Origin of the sequence: Pseudomonas putida (assembly GCF_050989985.1) — a bacterium.
GTDB lineage: Bacteria > Pseudomonadota > Gammaproteobacteria > Pseudomonadales > Pseudomonadaceae > Aquipseudomonas > Aquipseudomonas putida_AI.
The window spans coordinates 2,989,371-3,005,044 of sequence record NZ_CP158815.1; the positions used below are offsets into that span (position 1 = coordinate 2,989,371).

Sequence of the window (15,674 nt, forward strand, 5' to 3'; positions counted from 1 at the left end):
TTGCTCCTGAACAACTCAAGTGTCGGTAGTTTGAATAAACAGATTGACCGGGAAATCCCCCAGCGCGGCGCTGATCATCAGCTCCCTGTGTTTTGTGACTGTGACGCTCGAAAAAAGTCCCTTGAGATTTTCCTCGGCGTTCATGAACGGCAAATGAACCCGTGTATCGCCCCACTGCGAAGCATCGATCAGCGGCCCGGCACTGTTTTCCAGCAGCGAAGCACTGCGAATCGGCACAATCACAATGGCCCTTTTGCCGTCATGTTCCCGAACAAATCCCACGACCCGATGCGCCTGGCTGCCGAGCACTTCGAGGGCTTGGTAAGTCCCCCGTCGAAACAGCTGCGGGTGCTCGGCGCGCAGGTTCAACGTGCGGGCGATCAAGGCCTGCTTGATGCGCCCGTCACGCCAGTTCGCCAGCAGATCGGGCAGGTGTAGCGTTTGCTGCAAGGCCTGTTGCCGGCTGGCGTAATCCACTGGCCGGCGGTTGTCCGGGTCGACCAGGGAAAAGTCCCAGTAGTCATTGCCCTGATACAGATCCGGTACCCCTGGCACTGTCATGCGCAGCAAGGTTTGCGCCAATCCATTGAGTGCGCCGGGTACGGCAATGGCCTGCACCGCCTTGCCCAGGGCCGAACGCAGCAACTCGCCTTCTGGGGTCAGCAGCAGGCGCTTGAGGAAGCTCTCGCAGGCGTGTTCATAGGTGTCGTTCGGCGCACTCCAGCTGCTTTGCAGCTTGGCTTCGCGCAGGGCCTTGCGCTGCCACTGCCAGACGCGTTCGGCGTAATCCTGCAGGGCCACTGGATCATCGGGACGCAGGTCGAGGGGCCAACTGCCGAGCAGCGCCTGATACACGATCAGCTCGTCGCCGGCGGACGGTGCCTGGTCATCGTCGCGCAACGGCCGGGCGAGGGTGCGCCACAGACCAAGATGCTCGGCGTACCAGCGGCTGCGTTCGCTCAGCACCGCCAGGCGCGCGCGGCTGTCCTCGCCACGCTTGTGGTCGTGGGTCGCGGTGGCCAGCAGATTGTCCGGGAATTCGCCCAGGCGTTGGCCGCAGGCGGCATGAAACGCCGCCACCGGCGCGCTGAATTGCTCGGTGCTGAAGCCGACGTCGTTGCGCGACAGCAGCACCGCCGAGCGATAGAACGCGGTGTCTTCCACGGCCTTGGCCGCTGCCGGTGACGTCAGTTGCTGAAAACGCACACAGGCATGCTTGAGCCGCTTGCGCACCCGTCCCGCCGGGCGCTTGCGCCACGGCTCGCCACCCAGCCAGCCGGCCAGGCAATCGAGCACCGGCCAGTCGGCTTCGCCAAGGGTTTGCCGGGCACCGTCCATGGCCTGGCGGAACATCACGTCATCCTCGGCGGAGCGCCCGAGGGCGCTGATGTAGGTGCGATACACCGGGAAGTGCACGATCAGTTCCAGCAAGGCACGACGGATCGCGCCGAGGGTCAGGTCGCGGGTCATCAGGTCATCCCGGGCCACTTGCAGCAGGGCCTGGGCGACGCTTTCGAAATCCCCGGCCAGGGAACCGTTGAGGATCTGCTGGCGGGCCAGTTGCGCTTCCTGGCGAAAGTCCGCCGGGCGCTCGCTGTAGCGCTGCCAGAGTTCACCGAGGGACCGTTCGCCCTGGGGATCATGCTGCAGCAGCGACACCTGATTCATGAATTCGTAGCCAGTGGTGCCGTCCACCGACCAGTCGCGACGCAGGGTTTCGCCCTCGCCGAGGATCTTCTCGACATAGATCGGCAGGTGTCGGCCGGGTGCCAGGCGATCCACCCGCCGCCGCAGTTTGCGGCAATAGCCCCGAGGGTCGGCGAGGCCGTCGATGTGGTCGATGCGCAGGCCGTCGATCAAACCGTCCGCCACCAGCTCGAAGATTTTCGCGTGGGTGGCCTCGAACACCGCCGGGCGCTCGACCCGCAGCCCGCCGAGTTCGTTGATATCGAAAAAACGCCGCCAGTTGATGTCGTCCGCCGCCGTGCGCCAACTGGCCAGGCGATAGCTCTGGCGCTCCAGCAGGTCGTGCAGCTTCTGGAAGCCTTCGGGCGTGGTCGAGTCGTAACTTCGCAGGTGCTGCTCGATGGCCTGCACGATGGCCGGGTCACGGGCCAGTTCGTGCAGTTCGGTCTTCAGGGGGATGGCCAGGCCATGGGCGTCGGACTGATAACTCAGGGTGCTGAAGCGATCGGCCAGCCCATTGAGCGGCTCGGCATCGGCCTTGAGCAGTTCACCGTAATGGCTGGGGCAGATCGGGAAGTGATGCTCGTAATGTTCGACGTAAAAGGCGCCGCGCCGTGGATCGAAGCGCAGGGGCAGGGTGCCGTCCTGCAAGGCAATGCCGTAGTCGCTGCCCAGGAAAGGCAGCAGCAGTTGACCTTCCATCAACGGATCAGGGGAATGCCACTGGATATCGAAGAACTCGCCATAGGGGCTCAGCCGGCCCCATTCGAGCAGGTCGAGCCACCAGGGATTGTCGCTGCCGCCGACGGCCATGTGGTTGGAGACGATATCGAGGATCAGCCCCATCCGCTGGCTGCGCAAGGCGCTGACCAGGCGGCGCAAGGCGGTTTCACCGCCCAGTTCCGGGTTGACCGTGGTCGGGTCGACCACGTCATAGCCATGCATCGATCCGGCGCGGGCGCTCAGCAGCGGCGAGGCATACACATGGCTGATGCCAAGCCGGGCGAAGTACGGCACCAGTGCCGCCGCGTCGTCGAGGGTAAAGCCTTTGTGAAATTGCAGGCGCAGGGTCGCCCGCAGCGGATGTCCGGGGACCTGCATCGTCATGAATCACGCTCGCCCGCCTGGAGTCGCGCGACGGCCAGCAGTTCCAGGCGCCGCGCGGCGTCCGGGTTGTCCAGCAGGACTTCACTGTAGCCGGGCAGGCGTCGCGACCAGTTGGGGTGGGTATCGATGGTGCCGGGCAGATTGGCCTGCTGTTCGACGCCCAGGGCATCTTCCAGCGGCAGCAGCACCAGCGGCGCGCGGGTATGGCCGAGGAAGCGCACGCTGGCATCGAGCACCTGATCGGTTTCGTGGGATTCCTCGCGGAAGTTCTGCGGGTCCTGGCTCAGGGCCCGGCGCAGGCCTTCGCGTTCCCGTTCACGATGCTGGCGCCACTCGATTTCAGCGTTGGCGTCGATGAGGCTCAAGCGCGCGTTCCAGTCGATGTCCCGACCATGCCACCAGCCATTGAGGGTCGGCAGGTCGTGGGTGCTGGTGGTGGCCAGGGCGTTGTCCGGCCAGTCGAGGATGGGCTTGAAGTGGGTGTTGTCCTGCTCGAACAGCAACACGCGCATGCCGAGCATCGAGCGGGTGATCAATTTTTCCCGCAGGCCGTCCGGGACGGTGCCGAGGTCTTCGCCCAGGACAATGGCCTGATGGCGATGGGATTCGAGGGTCAGCAGGCGCAGCAGGTCGTCCACCGGGTAATACAGGTACGCGCCGTCGGTGGGCGGTGCGCCGTTGGGGATCACCCACAGCCGTTGCAAGCCCATGACATGGTCGATGCGCAGGCCACCGGCGTGGGCAAAGTTGGCGCGCAGCATTTCGATATAGGCACGAAAGCCGTTGCGCACCAGGCCTTCCGGGGAAAACGCGGAGATCCCCCAGCCCTGGCCGCTGCGATTGAGAATGTCCGGTGGCGCGCCGACGGTGAGGGATGCGAGCAATTCATCCTGCCGGCTCCAGGCCTGGCTGCCACCGCCATCGGCGCCGACGGCCAGGTCTGCAATCAGGCCGATGCTCATGCCGCTGCTGCGGGCAGCGGTCTGGGCGCGGGCAAGGCTTCGGTCGATCAGCCACTGGCAGAAGGCGTAGTAACCGATGCGCCCGGCGTTCTCTTCGGCGAAGTCGGCCAGGGCGGCGCTGCGCGGGTCGCGCCATTGCTCGGGCCACTGCCGCCAGTCGAGGCTTTCACCCTTGGCTGCACGGGACTCCTGGATGGCTTCGAAGCGGCAATGGTTTTCCAGGGCTTCGCCGCCGGCGTGGCGAAAGCTGCTGAAATCGGCGTGCAACGGGTGCTCGCCCTGCACGAAGCCTTCGTACAGGGCCTGCAGCAGACGCTGCTTGGCAGCGGCGGCGGCCGGCCAGTCGATCAAGGCGTTTTCTTCAAGCTGCTGCAGTTGTTCCCCCAGGCCCGTGGCGTCGATGGCCGTGCGCATCGCTCGCTCGCCAAGGATCGCCGCGGGCGCACAGTACAAGCTGTTGAGGAACAGACGGCTGGAGGGCGAGTAGGGGCTGTAGCGCCCGGTGTCGCTGGCGAACATGGCGTGCAGCGGGCTGATCGCCAGTGCCTCGGCACCGCGCTCACCGGCGGCCCGGGCCAGTTCTTCCAGCGCCAGGGTATCTCCGAACCCGCCATCGCCGGCACGACGCAGGGAGTACAGCTGCGCACTCAGACCCCAGACCCTGGGTATCGGAGCTTGCACGGCATCGCCCACGCTGTAGCAGCGCTCAGGGGCCACGGCGAGGGTGAAGCTCTGTCCGTCGATGCTGACATGCTGGTAACCCACCGGGATCAGCCCCGGCAACGTTGCCTCGGCGTCCAGATTGAGGCTCAGGCGCGAACCGTCTTCGAGGTGAATCTCGCAGGGGGTCAGCGGCTCGAAATAGTGCGCCAGGTTCAGGCCGATCCCGACGTCGGCGGTGATCAGCGGCGGCAGATGGCGGGTTTGTTGAACTTGCTGCAATTCCACCAGGCTGGCGTCGATTTCCTGGGCGCTCCCGGCCGGATGGCCAAGCCCGGTCAGGACATTGCGCAAGACTGAGGGCGCGACCCTTTGCGGGCGACCGTTGGCGTCGATCCAGTCGACCGCCAGGCCAGCCCGGCTGGCCAGAATTTCGAGTTGCGCATCGCTCATTGACGCTCTCCGTCCGGGGGTAGCAAAGGGGGTGCTGCCTTGAGGGTGACGAGCGCGCTATAGGGCGCAAGCATGCCTTGTTGCATGTGGCCTGCGGCGCGTGGCGGTTGCTCGAACAATAGCTGCGCATCGGTGTGTGGGCTGCGGACCACCGGCGCATCACTGAGGTTCAGGTCGATGCGCAGCTGGCTGCCATCGCCCAGCCGCCAGCGCGCCGATACCGCAGCATCGGCCAGCACCTCGGCATCCAGCGCCTGGGCGCCCGGCAGGCGCGGGATGATGTGCCGATGGCGGATCTGCAGCAGCTGTCGATACAGCGCATCGGTGGCCGAAGCGTCAGCTCCGGTCAGCCTGGGTCTGGACGCTTCAAAGGTCTCAGGTTGATTCGGGTCTGGGATGCGGTCCCGCTGGTGAGGGTCGGCAAAGGCACTGAAGGCGGCAAATTCATTGCGCCGACCTTCGCGCACCAGGCGCGCCAGTTCACCGTGGTGGCTGGTGAAAAACAGGAACGGCTGCTCGGCCGCGTACTCTTCGCCCATGAACAGCAGTGGAATCATCGGCGACAGCAGCAACAGCGCGGTGGCAGCTTTCAAGGCTTGCGGTCGGGCCAACCGATGCAGGCGCTCGCCAAAGGCGCGGTTGCCGACCTGATCGTGATTCTGCAAAAACAGAATGAAGGCGCTGGGAGGCAAGTGCCCGCTGGGCTCGCCACGGGGGCGGCCATGGCGATTGATATGGCCCTGAAACACGAAGCCCTGGCTGAGGCAGCGTGCCAGTTGTTCGGTGGGGTTTTGCGCGTAGTCGGCGTAGTAGGCGTCGGTTTCCCCGGTCAACAGCACATGCAAGGCGTTGTGGCCGTCGTCGTTCCATTGCGCGTCGTAGCCTTGCTCCAGCAGGCTGGCCTGGTTGTGCTCGTTTTCCACCATCAGCCAGACGTGACGCAGTGGATCGATTTGCTGGCGCACCCGGCGCGCCAGTTCCTGGAGAAAATCCGGGTCTTCGATGGCGTGCACCGCGTCCAGGCGCAGGCCGTCGAATCGGTACTCCAGCAACCACATCAGGGCGTTATCGATGAAGAAATCCCGCACCTCGCGGCGGCTGAAGTCGATGGCCGCGCCCCAGGGTGTGTGTTTGTCTTCATTGAAAAAGCCCTTGGCGTAGCGATGCAGGTAGTTGCCGTCCGGGCCAAAGTGGTTGTAGACCACGTCGAGAATCACCGCCAGGCCGTGGCCATGGGCGGTATCGATCAGGTGCTTGAGCTGTTCGGGCGAACCATAGGAGGCCTGGGGCGCGTAGGGCAGCACCCCGTCGTAGCCCCAGTTGCGCTCGCCGGGGAACTGCGCCACGGGCATCAGTTCGATCGCGGTGATGCCCAGTTCGACCAGGCGCGCCAGATGCTGCTCGACGGCGGAAAAACCGCCGAGCGCTCCGACATGCAATTCGTAAATCACCGCTTCGTTCCACGGGCGGCCCAGCCAGGTGCTGTGACGCCAGCGGTAAGCGTGGGGATCGACCACCACGCTGTGCCGGTGGACATCGCCGTCCTGGGCGCGGGAGGCCGGGTCGGGCACCTCCAGCTCACCGTCGATGTTGTAGCGGTAGCGCGTACCCGCGGGGCAGCGGGTGTTGATCACGAACCAGCCGTCGGCCTGGGGCAACAACGGCATGGACTGTCCATTTTCCAGTTCGACACTGACGTAGAACGCATCTGGCGCCCACAACGCAAATTGCGTGTGTTCCGCGTCCAGCATGATTGCGCCGTGGGGCCAGGTCTCAAGGGTCCGTAACGGCATCTTGAAAGCCTCTTTACTGTTTGTGCGATTTCCCCAGTGCTCGGGCGACGAGCTGTTCATAGAGTTCGGCGTAGGGTTCGACGGCCTGGCACCAGTTGAAAGGTTGAGTCATGGCCCGGCAGCGCATGGCGTTGAGCAGCTCGGGGAAGGCGAACACCTTGAAGGCGCGGCTCAGGGCTTCTTCATAACTCTCGACCGTGGATTCGTCGAACAGGAAACCGGTCACCCCGTTATCGATAGTGTCGGCCAGGCCGCCGGTATTGCGCGCCACCGGCAGGGAACCGAAGCGCTGGGCGTACATCTGGCTCAGGCCGCAGGGTTCATAGCGCGACGGCATCAGCAGGAAATCGCTGCCGGCGAACATGCGACGGGCATCGGTTTCATTGAAGCCGATGCGCACCCCGATCTGCCCGGGGAAGCGCAGGGCCAGTTCCCGCATGGCCTGTTCTTCTTCCGGCTCGCCGCGACCGATGATCGCGATCTGTCCGCCGTTCTTGACGATGAAGCCGGAGACCGCTTCAGTCAGGTCCAGGCCTTTCTGATAGACCAGTCGCGAGACCACGGCAAACAGCGGGCCTTTGGAATCCTCAAGGCCGAACAGCTTGCGCACATGGGCGGCATTGACGGCCTTGCCTTCCCAATCGCCGATGGCGAAGGGGCGGAACAGGTGCGTGTCGGTGGCGGAGTCCCAGCTTTCATCAATGCCGTTGGGAATGCCGCTGAGCTGGCCTTGCTGGGTCTTGGAGGCGAGGAAGCCGTCCAGGCCGCAACCGAAGGCCGGGGTGGTGATTTCCTGGGCGTAGGTGGCACTCACCGTGGTGATGTGGCTCGAATAGGCCATGCCGGCCTTGAGGAACGACATCTTGCCGTAGAACTCCATGCCTTCCTGTTGCAGGGCGTGCTGGGGAATGCCCAGTTCAGGGCACGAACCCAGGCTGGTCACGCCCTGATACGCCAGGTTATGGATGGTGAACAGGGTCGGCGTGCGTTGCCCTCGCCAGTGCATGTAGGCGGGCGCAAGGCCAGCGGGCCAGTCATGGGCGTGCACCAGGTCCGGGCACCAGTGGATTTGCGCCAGGTTCGCGGCAATGTCGGCGGCCGCCAGACCCAGGCGGGCGAAACGAATATGGTTGTCCGGCCAGTCGCGGCCATTGTTGGCGCCGTAGGGCGAACCTTCACGCTCGTAGAGTTCAGGGCAGATCAACACGTAAATCACCAGGCCATCGGGCATGTCCATGCGCCCGATCTTGCAGGGTGGCAGCGCCGCATGGCCGCCCAGTTCGCCGATGATATGAATCGGGTTTTCGCTGTGCATCACCTGCGGGTAACCGGGGATCAACACGCGCACGTCGTGCAGATGGGTCATGGCCCGGGGCAGGGCCGCAGACACGTCACCCAGGCCGCCGGTCTTGACCAGGTCGGCAATCTCCGAGGTGACGAACAACACTTTCTTCCGGTTCGGATTCTGGTTGACCGAAGGTGTCAGCGTCCTGGTGCCGGGAACGCTGATCGACTGTGCAGTGGGAGCAATCAGAACGCTCGATTCGCCGACATGCTGGTGAGCACGTTCTCCCTGTACATCCAATGCCGCACTGATCATATGAATCTCCCGTGTTGTTGATCTAATTCTTAGCTCTGGCAAACGGTATTCCTGAAAACCACGTCCTGTGGTCGGGCACAAATGCGCCCCGCATCGGTGAGCAAACACTGCCCATGCGCGCAAGCAGAATGGGTGGATTAGCCATTGCAAGGATTGCACCAGTCGCAACGCACCTTCCTTACAGTCGACCGACCACTAACGGCAAAAGTTTCGAATTTTTCTCCGCTTTGTGACCGACCGGTTTCGCCTCGCGAACCTGAGCCTAGACCAGAACTTAGAGCGGTAAAGCTCGAATGGCAAAATTGTTCGACAATCGGTTTGTAGCGGTACGGACGTGCCGGAAAGAGGTGCAAACGCACCGACGAAGTGCAGTTTTTTTTGGGAAATTGGCAGGAAATGAAGCAGAACTGTCACATCAGTGTGCGTGGGTGAACAGTTTGGATGCACCATTGCGGTGCATGATTTTGGATGTGTGGTGCCTGTTCTGGTCTCATCGCGGGCAAGCCCGCTTCCACAGGTTTAACGGTTGGACGTAAATTTACGTCTTATCGAAATCCCTGTGGGAGCGAGCCTGCTCGCGATGAACGATGACTGGGTATCAGTTCAACAACCGAATCGGCTCGCCCGAGGACCACGCCTGAATGTCTTCAATCATCTGCGAGAAAAACAGCTGGTAATTCTGTTGGCTCACATACCCCACATGCGGTGTCGCCAGCACATTCTCCAGGGTCCTGAACGGATGATTGGCGGGTAGCGGCTCAATCTCGAACACATCCAGCGCCGCGCCGCCCAGGCGTCGTTTCTGCAACGCCTTGACCAGGGCCGACTCGTCGACAATCGGCCCGCGTGCAGTGTTGACCAGCAGCGCGGTGGGTTTCATCCAGCTCAGTGACTCGGCATCGACCAGCCCGCGGGAGCGGTCGCTGAGGACCAGATGCACCGACAACACGTCTGCCTGCTCGAACAGTTCCTGCTTGCTGACATAAGTGACGCCCGCTTGCGCGGCCCGTTCCGGGGTGAGGTTTTCACTCCAGGCGATCACGCGCATGCCGAACACCTGGCCGAACTGCGCGACGCGTTGGCCGATGCTGCCAAGGCCGAGGATCGCCAGGGTCTTGCCGTGCAAGTCGCCACCCAGGCTCTGCTGCCAAAGGCCTGCGCGCAACGCGTTGGCTTCGTTCACCAGATTGCGGGTCGCCGCCATGATCAGCGCCCAGGTCAGTTCCGGCGCGGCGTGCTTGTAGCTGTCGCTGCCACAGACCTGGATCCCCAGGGCCTTGGCGGCATTCAGGTCGAGGGCGAAGTTGCGCATGCCGCCGGTCACCAGCAGCTTGAGCTTCGGCAAGCGCGCCAGCAGTTCCGCGTCGAAGCGGGTGCGCTCGCGCATCACGCAAATCACCTCGAAATCACCCAGACGCTTTGCCAGTGTTTCGTTATCGGCAGGGTAGTCGTGGATGAAGCTCACCTCACCGATCGGGTCCAGCACGGACCAATCAACCACATCACGGGCGACGTTCTGCCAATCGTCGATCACTGCAATTTGCACCGCCATCAGCCTTACCTCTTCAACGCACGGGATTGGTTTTGTTCAGCCAGCCAAGCAACGCCTTGTGGAACTGCGCCGGTTCTTCCATCTGCGGCGCGTGCCCCATGCCGGGAAATTCCACGAGGGTCGATTGGGGAATCAGTTTTGCCACCTGCTTACCCAACTGGTCGTAGTGACCGAGTCTTGCCTTGACCTCGGGCGGGGCGATATCACTGCCAATGGCCGTGGTATCGGACGTCCCGATCAACAACAGGGTCGGCATCTTCAGGTTCTGGAATTCGTAGTACACCGGTTGGGTGAAGATCATGTCGTAGATCAGGGCCGAATTCCACGCGACTTGCGTATGCCCCGGACCTTTGTTGAGCCCGGCGAGCATGTCGACCCAGCGCTCGAATTCAGGTTTCCAGCGCCCGCCGTAGTAGGTGTTGCGTTCATAGGTCCGGATGCCGTCGGCGCTGAGCTTGAGTTCGCGCTCGTACCATTGATCGACCGTGCGATACGGCACGCCGAGGGCTTTCCAGTCTTCAAGGCCGATGGGGTTGACCAGTGCCAGTTGTTCGACCTGCTCGGGATATTGCAGGGCATAACGAGTGGCGAGCATGCCGCCGGTGGAATGGCCGAGCAGGGTGGCCTTTTGAATGCCGAGGGCCTTGAGCAATTGCTGGGTATTGCTGGCCAATTGCTGGAAGCTGTATTGGTAATGGTCCGGTTTGCTGGAGGTGCAGAAGCCGATCTGATCCGGGGCGATGACCCTGTAACCTGCGTCGCTCAAGGCCTTGATCGAGGTTTCCCAGGTGGCGCCGCAGAAGTTCTTGCCGTGCATCAGCACCACGCTGCGGCCATTGGCCTTGCCATGGGCGGCGACGTCCATGTAGCCCATTTGCAGGGATTTGCCCTGGGACTCGAAGGCGAAATGCTTGACGGTGTAGGGATACTGGAAACCTTGCAGCTCGGGCCCGTAGGCAGGGCCTTCGGCGTGAGCGATGACGGGCAGGGTGGCGGTCAGCAGCAGGCCGGGCAGCCAGCGAGTGAGGGGCAAGGGCATGGATCAACTCCGATGGAAATCCGCCGATGCTGGATCGGCATGATTAGGGCGACATTAAACAGGCAACCGCCACACCGGTTGGTTCAACCCATCCAGCCCAGGGTGACCAGGGCCAATACGCCATAACGGGCGCCCTTGGCCAAAGTCACGATCAGCAGGAAACGCCCCAGCGGCTCGCGCATGACCCCGGCGACCAGGGTCAGCGGATCGCCGATCACCGGCATCCAGCTGAGCAGCAGTGACCAGTGCCCGTAGCGTTGATAGTGAATCCGGGCTTTCTCCAGATGTGCTGCGCTGACCGGAAACCAGCGCCGGTCGCGAAAGCGTTCGATGGCCCGTCCCAGCCACCAGTTCACCAGCGAGCCGAGGACATTCCCCAGGGTCGCCACTGCCAAGAGCGACCACAGCCAGTATTTGTCGCTGAGCAACAGCCCCACCAGCAACGCTTCCGATTGCAGGGGCAACAGCGTCGCGGCACCGAATGCCGCGAGGAACAAGCCGAAATAGGCGCCGAAGATCAATGGGCGGGGTAGTCCGCCACGACCACATCCGTGCCGTCTTTCTTCAGGCCGATTACCTGGTAGGCATCGCTCATGCCGTCCATTTCCATGCCCGGCGAGCCCATGGGCATGCCGGGGGCGGCCACGCCCAGCAGGTCGTCGCGCTTGCTCAGGGCCAGCACCTGATCAGCTGGCACATGGCCTTCGACGAATTTGCCGTTGATCAGGCCGGTGTGGCACGACGCCAGACGCGGCGGCACGCCGTGTTGCTGCTTGAATTCACTCATGTTGGCTTCGACATGGTCTTCGACCTTGAAACCGTTTGCCTCAAGGTGGCTGATCCACTTTTTGCAGCAACCGCAGTTGGCGTCGCGGTGCACTTCGATCGGAATCAGGTCGGCGGCCTGGGCCAGGGAGGAAAAAAGGAGGGCGCTCAAGGCAGCCAGACGCAGAGAGGTTCGCATGTCGGCATGTTTCTCGGATGGCGGGCGAAAAAAACGCATTCTGAACGGTTTTCCCGGACAGGCATTCAAGGTTTGTTTCAATTTACTACAAGCTGGGCAGCCCTATGATCCTAGACCAGGGCTGTCAGGCAGATGAGGCGGGCATTACAACTTTGTCAGCTTGGCCGCTGAGCGCCGGGTCAGGCGCTCAGGGAGTCAGGTGTGCGAGAGATTTGAATGAGAGTAAGAGGTATCAACGATGGTAGTAGTAACCCGGTCCGCCCCGGTCATCGTAGTGGTGGTCATGGTGCCAGCCGCCGTGGGGGAAAACGATGCAGCCACTCAGGGAAAGCAGGGCCAGCAGGGGAATCAGCAATGTGATTCGACGCAACATGTGTAAATCCTCATGGTTATCGCCGTGATAAAGCCAAAAATCTTCATCGGCTGTAACATGAGACCCCGCCTCCGGCGCCGCATCCCCGCAAAACGGTAGGGACTTGGCATGGCTTCGGATACAAAGCGGATACATTTATCAGTTTCAGGAAAGGCTAATGACCCAGTCGCAACGTTTGAAATACTCCCTTCTGATCGCCCTGGTCGTGCTGGGGATCATGTTTGGTCTGTCGTATCTGCAGAACATCGGGGTAATCAGCGAAAAAGTGTTCCAGTACATCGCCATCGGCGTGGCGGTGGTCGTGGTGGTCATCAATGGTGTGATGCGCCGCAAGGTAAAACCCTGAGCAATCTATTGTAGGAGCGGGCCTGCTCGCGATGAACCAGAGGGCGCCACGGGGTATCAGGCTTCCAGCGTCATCGTTGACAACCATCGCGAGCAATCGAGCGTCGACCGGCTGCTCCTACAGAAGATTGGGTCAGTGCTGCATCAAGACGGCCGCGGCCCTTGGGTCAAGGCTGTAGCTCTTGTCGGCATTGAGCACGACCACGCCTTCGCTGTTCAGGCGTTTCAACACTTCGCGCACGCTCAGGAACGACAGGGGAATGTCCAGTTCCAGCAGATGCGTGTGCACCCCGCGCACACCCAGGCTGCGATTGCTTTCAGCGGCTGTCAGCAGCGCATCGATGACTTTCAGGCGAATCAGACTGGTGCGCAGGCCAAAACTCTTGAGCAGAAAGCGGATCCGATCGTTGCCTTGGCGCTCGGTACGCTGCTCGAAAACACCAGCCTCGATGGGGGTCTTCGTTGGTGCGTTTCCACCATCCGCTGGCAGTTGCGAGTTGTACATGGCAAAACTCCTTTTCAGAGCCTGATCAGGAAAAATGGGTGCTCTTACATGACAAGACGTATGAGCGACCTTAATCATGAAGACCTGAATGTAGAAATTTCGTCATCAGGGTTTTACCAATTCATTAAGCGTCGCCGAATGGCGGTCCGGTCGCTTAAATTTTTCCCGTTTGCTTCGTCCTTGAAAGGATGCGCCGTGCGTATCGATACGCAGAACGGTGAACATCGTTTTTCGATCAGGAGCGAGTGTGATTATTTCCAGCCAGTTAACCAGGTTGAGCCTGGCAGGCATGTTTCTGGGCTTTGGTCTTGCGGCGAATGCCGGCAATCAGCCGGAGCAGGCGAGTGCCGAGATCCGTCGGACCAGTTTTGGCGTGCCGCATATTCGGGCCGAGAACGAGCGGGGGCTCGGTTATGGAATCGGCTATGCCTACGCTCAGGATAACCTCTGTTTGCTGGCCAACGAGATCGTCACGGTGAACGGTCAGCGTTCGCGGTTTTTCGGCCCGGATCAGCTCACGGTCGAAGAACGCGAGAACCGGGTCAGCGATCTGTTTTTCACTTGGTTGAATACTCCCCAGGCGGTTGAAGGGTTCTGGCAGGTGCAATCGCCGCCAGTGCGCGAACTGATCGAAGGCTACGTGGCCGGTTTCAACCGCTCACTGGCAGAGCGTCGCAGCCAGGGCCTGCCACAGCAATGCCAGGGCGACTGGGTGCGGGACATCACGGCGATGGACCTGGTGAAACTGACCCGTCGCCTGCTGGTGGAAGGTGGCGTCGGGCAATTCGCCGAAGCCCTGGCGGGCGCCACGCCACCGGCCGCCGTCGCCGGCAATGCGGGCAAACAGACTGCGTTCCAGGTGGCCGACACGCGCATGCAGCGCTTTGCCCTCGACCGTGGCAGCAATGCCGTGGCGGTCGGCAGCGAGCGCTCGTTCAACGGTCGTGGCATGTTGCTGGCCAATCCACATTTCCCGTGGGTCGGCGGCATGCGCTTTTATCAGATGCACCTGACCATTCCCGGCAAGCTGGACGTGATGGGCGCCGCGTTGCCCGGGCTGCCGATGATCAATATCGGGTTCAACCGGCACCTGGCCTGGACCCACACCGTGGACTCGTCCAAACATTTCACCCTGTACCGCCTGCAACTGGACCCCAAGGACTCGACCCGCTACCTGCTCGACGGCAAGTCGCTGCCTATGCAGAAGCAGACGCTGAGCATTGACGTGAAGCAGGCGGATGGCTCGGTGAAAGCGGTTTCCCATGTGCTCTACAGCTCACAATTCGGCCCGATCGTGCAGTGGCCCGGTAAGCTGGACTGGGACAACCGGTTCGCCTACAGCCTGCGCGACGCCAATCTGGACAACGACCGCGTGCTGACGCAGTGGTACGCCATGAACCAGGCCGATAGCCTCCAGGCGTTTCAGGATGCGGTGCACCGGATTCAGGGCATACCCTGGGTCAACACCCTGGCGGCGGACGATCAGGGGCAGACGCTGTACATGAACCTGTCGGTGGTGCCCAACGTCAGTGCCAAGAAACTGGCCCAATGCAGCGACCCGCGTATCGGCTTGCAGATGATCGTACTCGACGGCTCCAACAGCGCCTGCGCCTGGGACATCGACCCGCAGGCGGCGCAAAAGGGCATCTATGCCTCGGACAAGTTGCCGCAACTGCTGCGCAGGGATTTCGTGCAGCACTCCAACGATTCGGCGTGGATGGCCAACCCGGCACAACCGCTGACCGGGTTCTCGCCGCTGATCAGCCAGGATAACCAGCCATTGGGCCTGCGCTCGCGTTTTGCGCTGGATCGACTGGATACGCTTGCCAAGTCGGGCCCGCTCAAGGCCGCTGACCTGCAGCACATGGTGCTGGATGATCAGGTGTATCAGGCAGCGCAAGTGATGCCGGACCTGCTGCAATTCTGCGCAGGCGACTTGGGTAATGATGCGAAAACCCTGGCGCTGCTGTGTGCCAGCCTCAAGGCCTGGGATCGCAAAGCGAATCTCGACAGTGGCCTGGGCTTCGTGCATTTCCAGAACGTCATGGAGCCGCTGGAGCAGGCCGCGGATATTTGGCGCGTGGCGTTCAACCCACAAGATCCGCAGCACACCCCGCGTCGCCTGGCGGTCGACCGGCCCGAAGTGGCGCATGCACTGCGTCAGGCGATGCTGGCCTCGGTCGAGCAGGTCAATGCGTCAGGCCTCAAGCCCGACAGCCGTTGGGGTGATATCCAGGTGGTGAGCAGCGGCGGCGAGCAAACACCGATCCACGGCGGGCCGGGAACATTGGGGGTGTACAACGCTATCCAGAGCGTGCCCAGGACTGACGGCAAGCGCGAAGTTGTCAGCGGCACCAGCTATTTGCAGATCGTGACTTTCGATGAAAAGGGGCCGCAGGCCAAGGGGCTGTTGGCGTTCTCGCTGTCCAGTGATCCGGCCTCCAAATACGCCAACGACCAGACCCGGGCGTTTTCGAAGAAGCAGTTGAGTGTGTTGCCGTTCACCGAGCAGCAGATCACGTCAGACCCGCACTATCAGGCCTGGACCATCCGCGAACAGGATGAAAAAGCCGGGAAGGTGGCTGCGAAATAAAGGGAGGGTTGTTTAAGCGATACATGAAGGCCGCACCCGAGA

Annotated in this window: 12 protein-coding genes; 2 read left to right on the forward strand and 10 right to left on the reverse strand. The window is 62.1% G+C overall.

Annotated features, from left to right (window positions below):
- Positions 1–15 precede the first annotated feature (15 nt).
- The 9 genes from ABTV29_RS13915 to ABTV29_RS13955 form a co-directional block, all read right to left on the reverse strand.
- Complete coding sequence (locus ABTV29_RS13915) at positions 16–2,793, reverse strand: malto-oligosyltrehalose synthase (protein WP_433771116.1); 2,778 nt, start codon at positions 2,791–2,793, stop codon at positions 16–18.
- Entirely contained in the window at positions 2,790–4,868 is a 2,079-nt protein-coding gene (gene malQ / locus ABTV29_RS13920) for a 4-alpha-glucanotransferase (RefSeq protein ID WP_433771117.1), read from the reverse strand. Before malQ ends, ABTV29_RS13915 begins: the two co-directional genes overlap by 4 nt.
- Entirely contained in the window at positions 4,865–6,661 is a 1,797-nt protein-coding gene (treZ, locus tag ABTV29_RS13925) for a malto-oligosyltrehalose trehalohydrolase (protein ID WP_433771119.1), read from the reverse strand. The genes malQ and treZ overlap by 4 nt, the downstream gene beginning before the upstream one ends.
- A gap of 13 nt (positions 6,662–6,674) precedes the next feature.
- Positions 6,675–8,261: a glycogen synthase GlgA gene (gene glgA, locus ABTV29_RS13930; protein ID WP_433771121.1), complete on the reverse strand. Its 1,587-nt coding sequence runs from the start codon at positions 8,259–8,261 to the stop codon at positions 6,675–6,677.
- A gap of 598 nt (positions 8,262–8,859) precedes the next feature.
- Complete coding sequence (locus tag ABTV29_RS13935; RefSeq protein WP_433771123.1) at positions 8,860–9,813, reverse strand: D-2-hydroxyacid dehydrogenase family protein; 954 nt, start codon at positions 9,811–9,813, stop codon at positions 8,860–8,862.
- Positions 9,814–9,826: 13 nt separating this feature from the next.
- Complete coding sequence (locus ABTV29_RS13940) at positions 9,827–10,852, reverse strand: alpha/beta fold hydrolase (RefSeq protein WP_433771125.1); 1,026 nt, start codon at positions 10,850–10,852, stop codon at positions 9,827–9,829.
- Between the two features lie 83 nt (positions 10,853–10,935).
- Entirely contained in the window at positions 10,936–11,370 is a 435-nt protein-coding gene (locus ABTV29_RS13945) for a YqaA family protein (protein WP_433771873.1), read from the reverse strand.
- Entirely contained in the window at positions 11,370–11,816 is a 447-nt protein-coding gene (locus ABTV29_RS13950) for a DUF411 domain-containing protein (RefSeq protein WP_433771127.1), read from the reverse strand. Before ABTV29_RS13950 ends, ABTV29_RS13945 begins: the two co-directional genes overlap by 1 nt.
- 232 nt (positions 11,817–12,048) lie before the next feature.
- Positions 12,049–12,189 (reverse strand): hypothetical protein, encoded by a 141-nt coding sequence (locus ABTV29_RS13955; protein WP_204354296.1) that lies wholly within the window; start codon positions 12,187–12,189, stop codon positions 12,049–12,051.
- Between the two features lie 157 nt (positions 12,190–12,346).
- Between ABTV29_RS13955 and ABTV29_RS13960 the strand changes: the two genes are divergently transcribed.
- Complete coding sequence (locus ABTV29_RS13960; protein ID WP_433771129.1) at positions 12,347–12,535, forward strand: hypothetical protein; 189 nt, start codon at positions 12,347–12,349, stop codon at positions 12,533–12,535.
- A gap of 132 nt (positions 12,536–12,667) precedes the next feature.
- Here ABTV29_RS13960 and ABTV29_RS13965 read toward each other — a convergent pair whose 3' ends face one another.
- Positions 12,668–13,039, reverse strand: coding sequence for a fe2+ zn2+ uptake regulation protein (locus ABTV29_RS13965; protein ID WP_433771131.1), 372 nt, complete (start codon positions 13,037–13,039; stop codon positions 12,668–12,670).
- A gap of 247 nt (positions 13,040–13,286) precedes the next feature.
- Here ABTV29_RS13965 and pvdQ point away from each other — a divergent pair, with 247 nt between their 5' ends.
- Complete coding sequence (gene pvdQ, locus ABTV29_RS13970; protein ID WP_433771133.1) at positions 13,287–15,632, forward strand: bifunctional acylase PvdQ; 2,346 nt, start codon at positions 13,287–13,289, stop codon at positions 15,630–15,632.
- The last annotated feature ends 42 nt before the right edge of the window (positions 15,633–15,674 follow it).

Bases quoted from the DNA above. Each gene is read 5' to 3' on its own strand.
- ABTV29_RS13915 (WP_433771116.1), bottom strand. From the start codon at position 2,793: ATGACGATGCAGGTCCCCGGACATCCGCTGCGGGCGACCCTGCGCCTG.
- malQ (WP_433771117.1), bottom strand. From the start codon at position 4,868: ATGAGCGATGCGCAACTCGAAATTCTGGCCAGCCGGGCTGGCCTGGCG.
- treZ (WP_433771119.1), bottom strand. From the start codon at position 6,661: ATGCCGTTACGGACCCTTGAGACCTGGCCCCACGGCGCAATCATGCTG.
- glgA (WP_433771121.1), bottom strand. From the start codon at position 8,261: ATGATCAGTGCGGCATTGGATGTACAGGGAGAACGTGCTCACCAGCAT.
- ABTV29_RS13935 (WP_433771123.1), bottom strand. From the start codon at position 9,813: ATGGCGGTGCAAATTGCAGTGATCGACGATTGGCAGAACGTCGCCCGT.
- ABTV29_RS13940 (WP_433771125.1), bottom strand. From the start codon at position 10,852: ATGCCCTTGCCCCTCACTCGCTGGCTGCCCGGCCTGCTGCTGACCGCC.
- ABTV29_RS13950 (WP_433771127.1), bottom strand. From the start codon at position 11,816: ATGCGAACCTCTCTGCGTCTGGCTGCCTTGAGCGCCCTCCTTTTTTCC.
- ABTV29_RS13955 (WP_204354296.1), bottom strand. From the start codon at position 12,189: ATGTTGCGTCGAATCACATTGCTGATTCCCCTGCTGGCCCTGCTTTCC.
- ABTV29_RS13960 (WP_433771129.1), top strand. From the start codon at position 12,347: ATGACCCAGTCGCAACGTTTGAAATACTCCCTTCTGATCGCCCTGGTC.
- ABTV29_RS13965 (WP_433771131.1), bottom strand. From the start codon at position 13,039: ATGTACAACTCGCAACTGCCAGCGGATGGTGGAAACGCACCAACGAAG.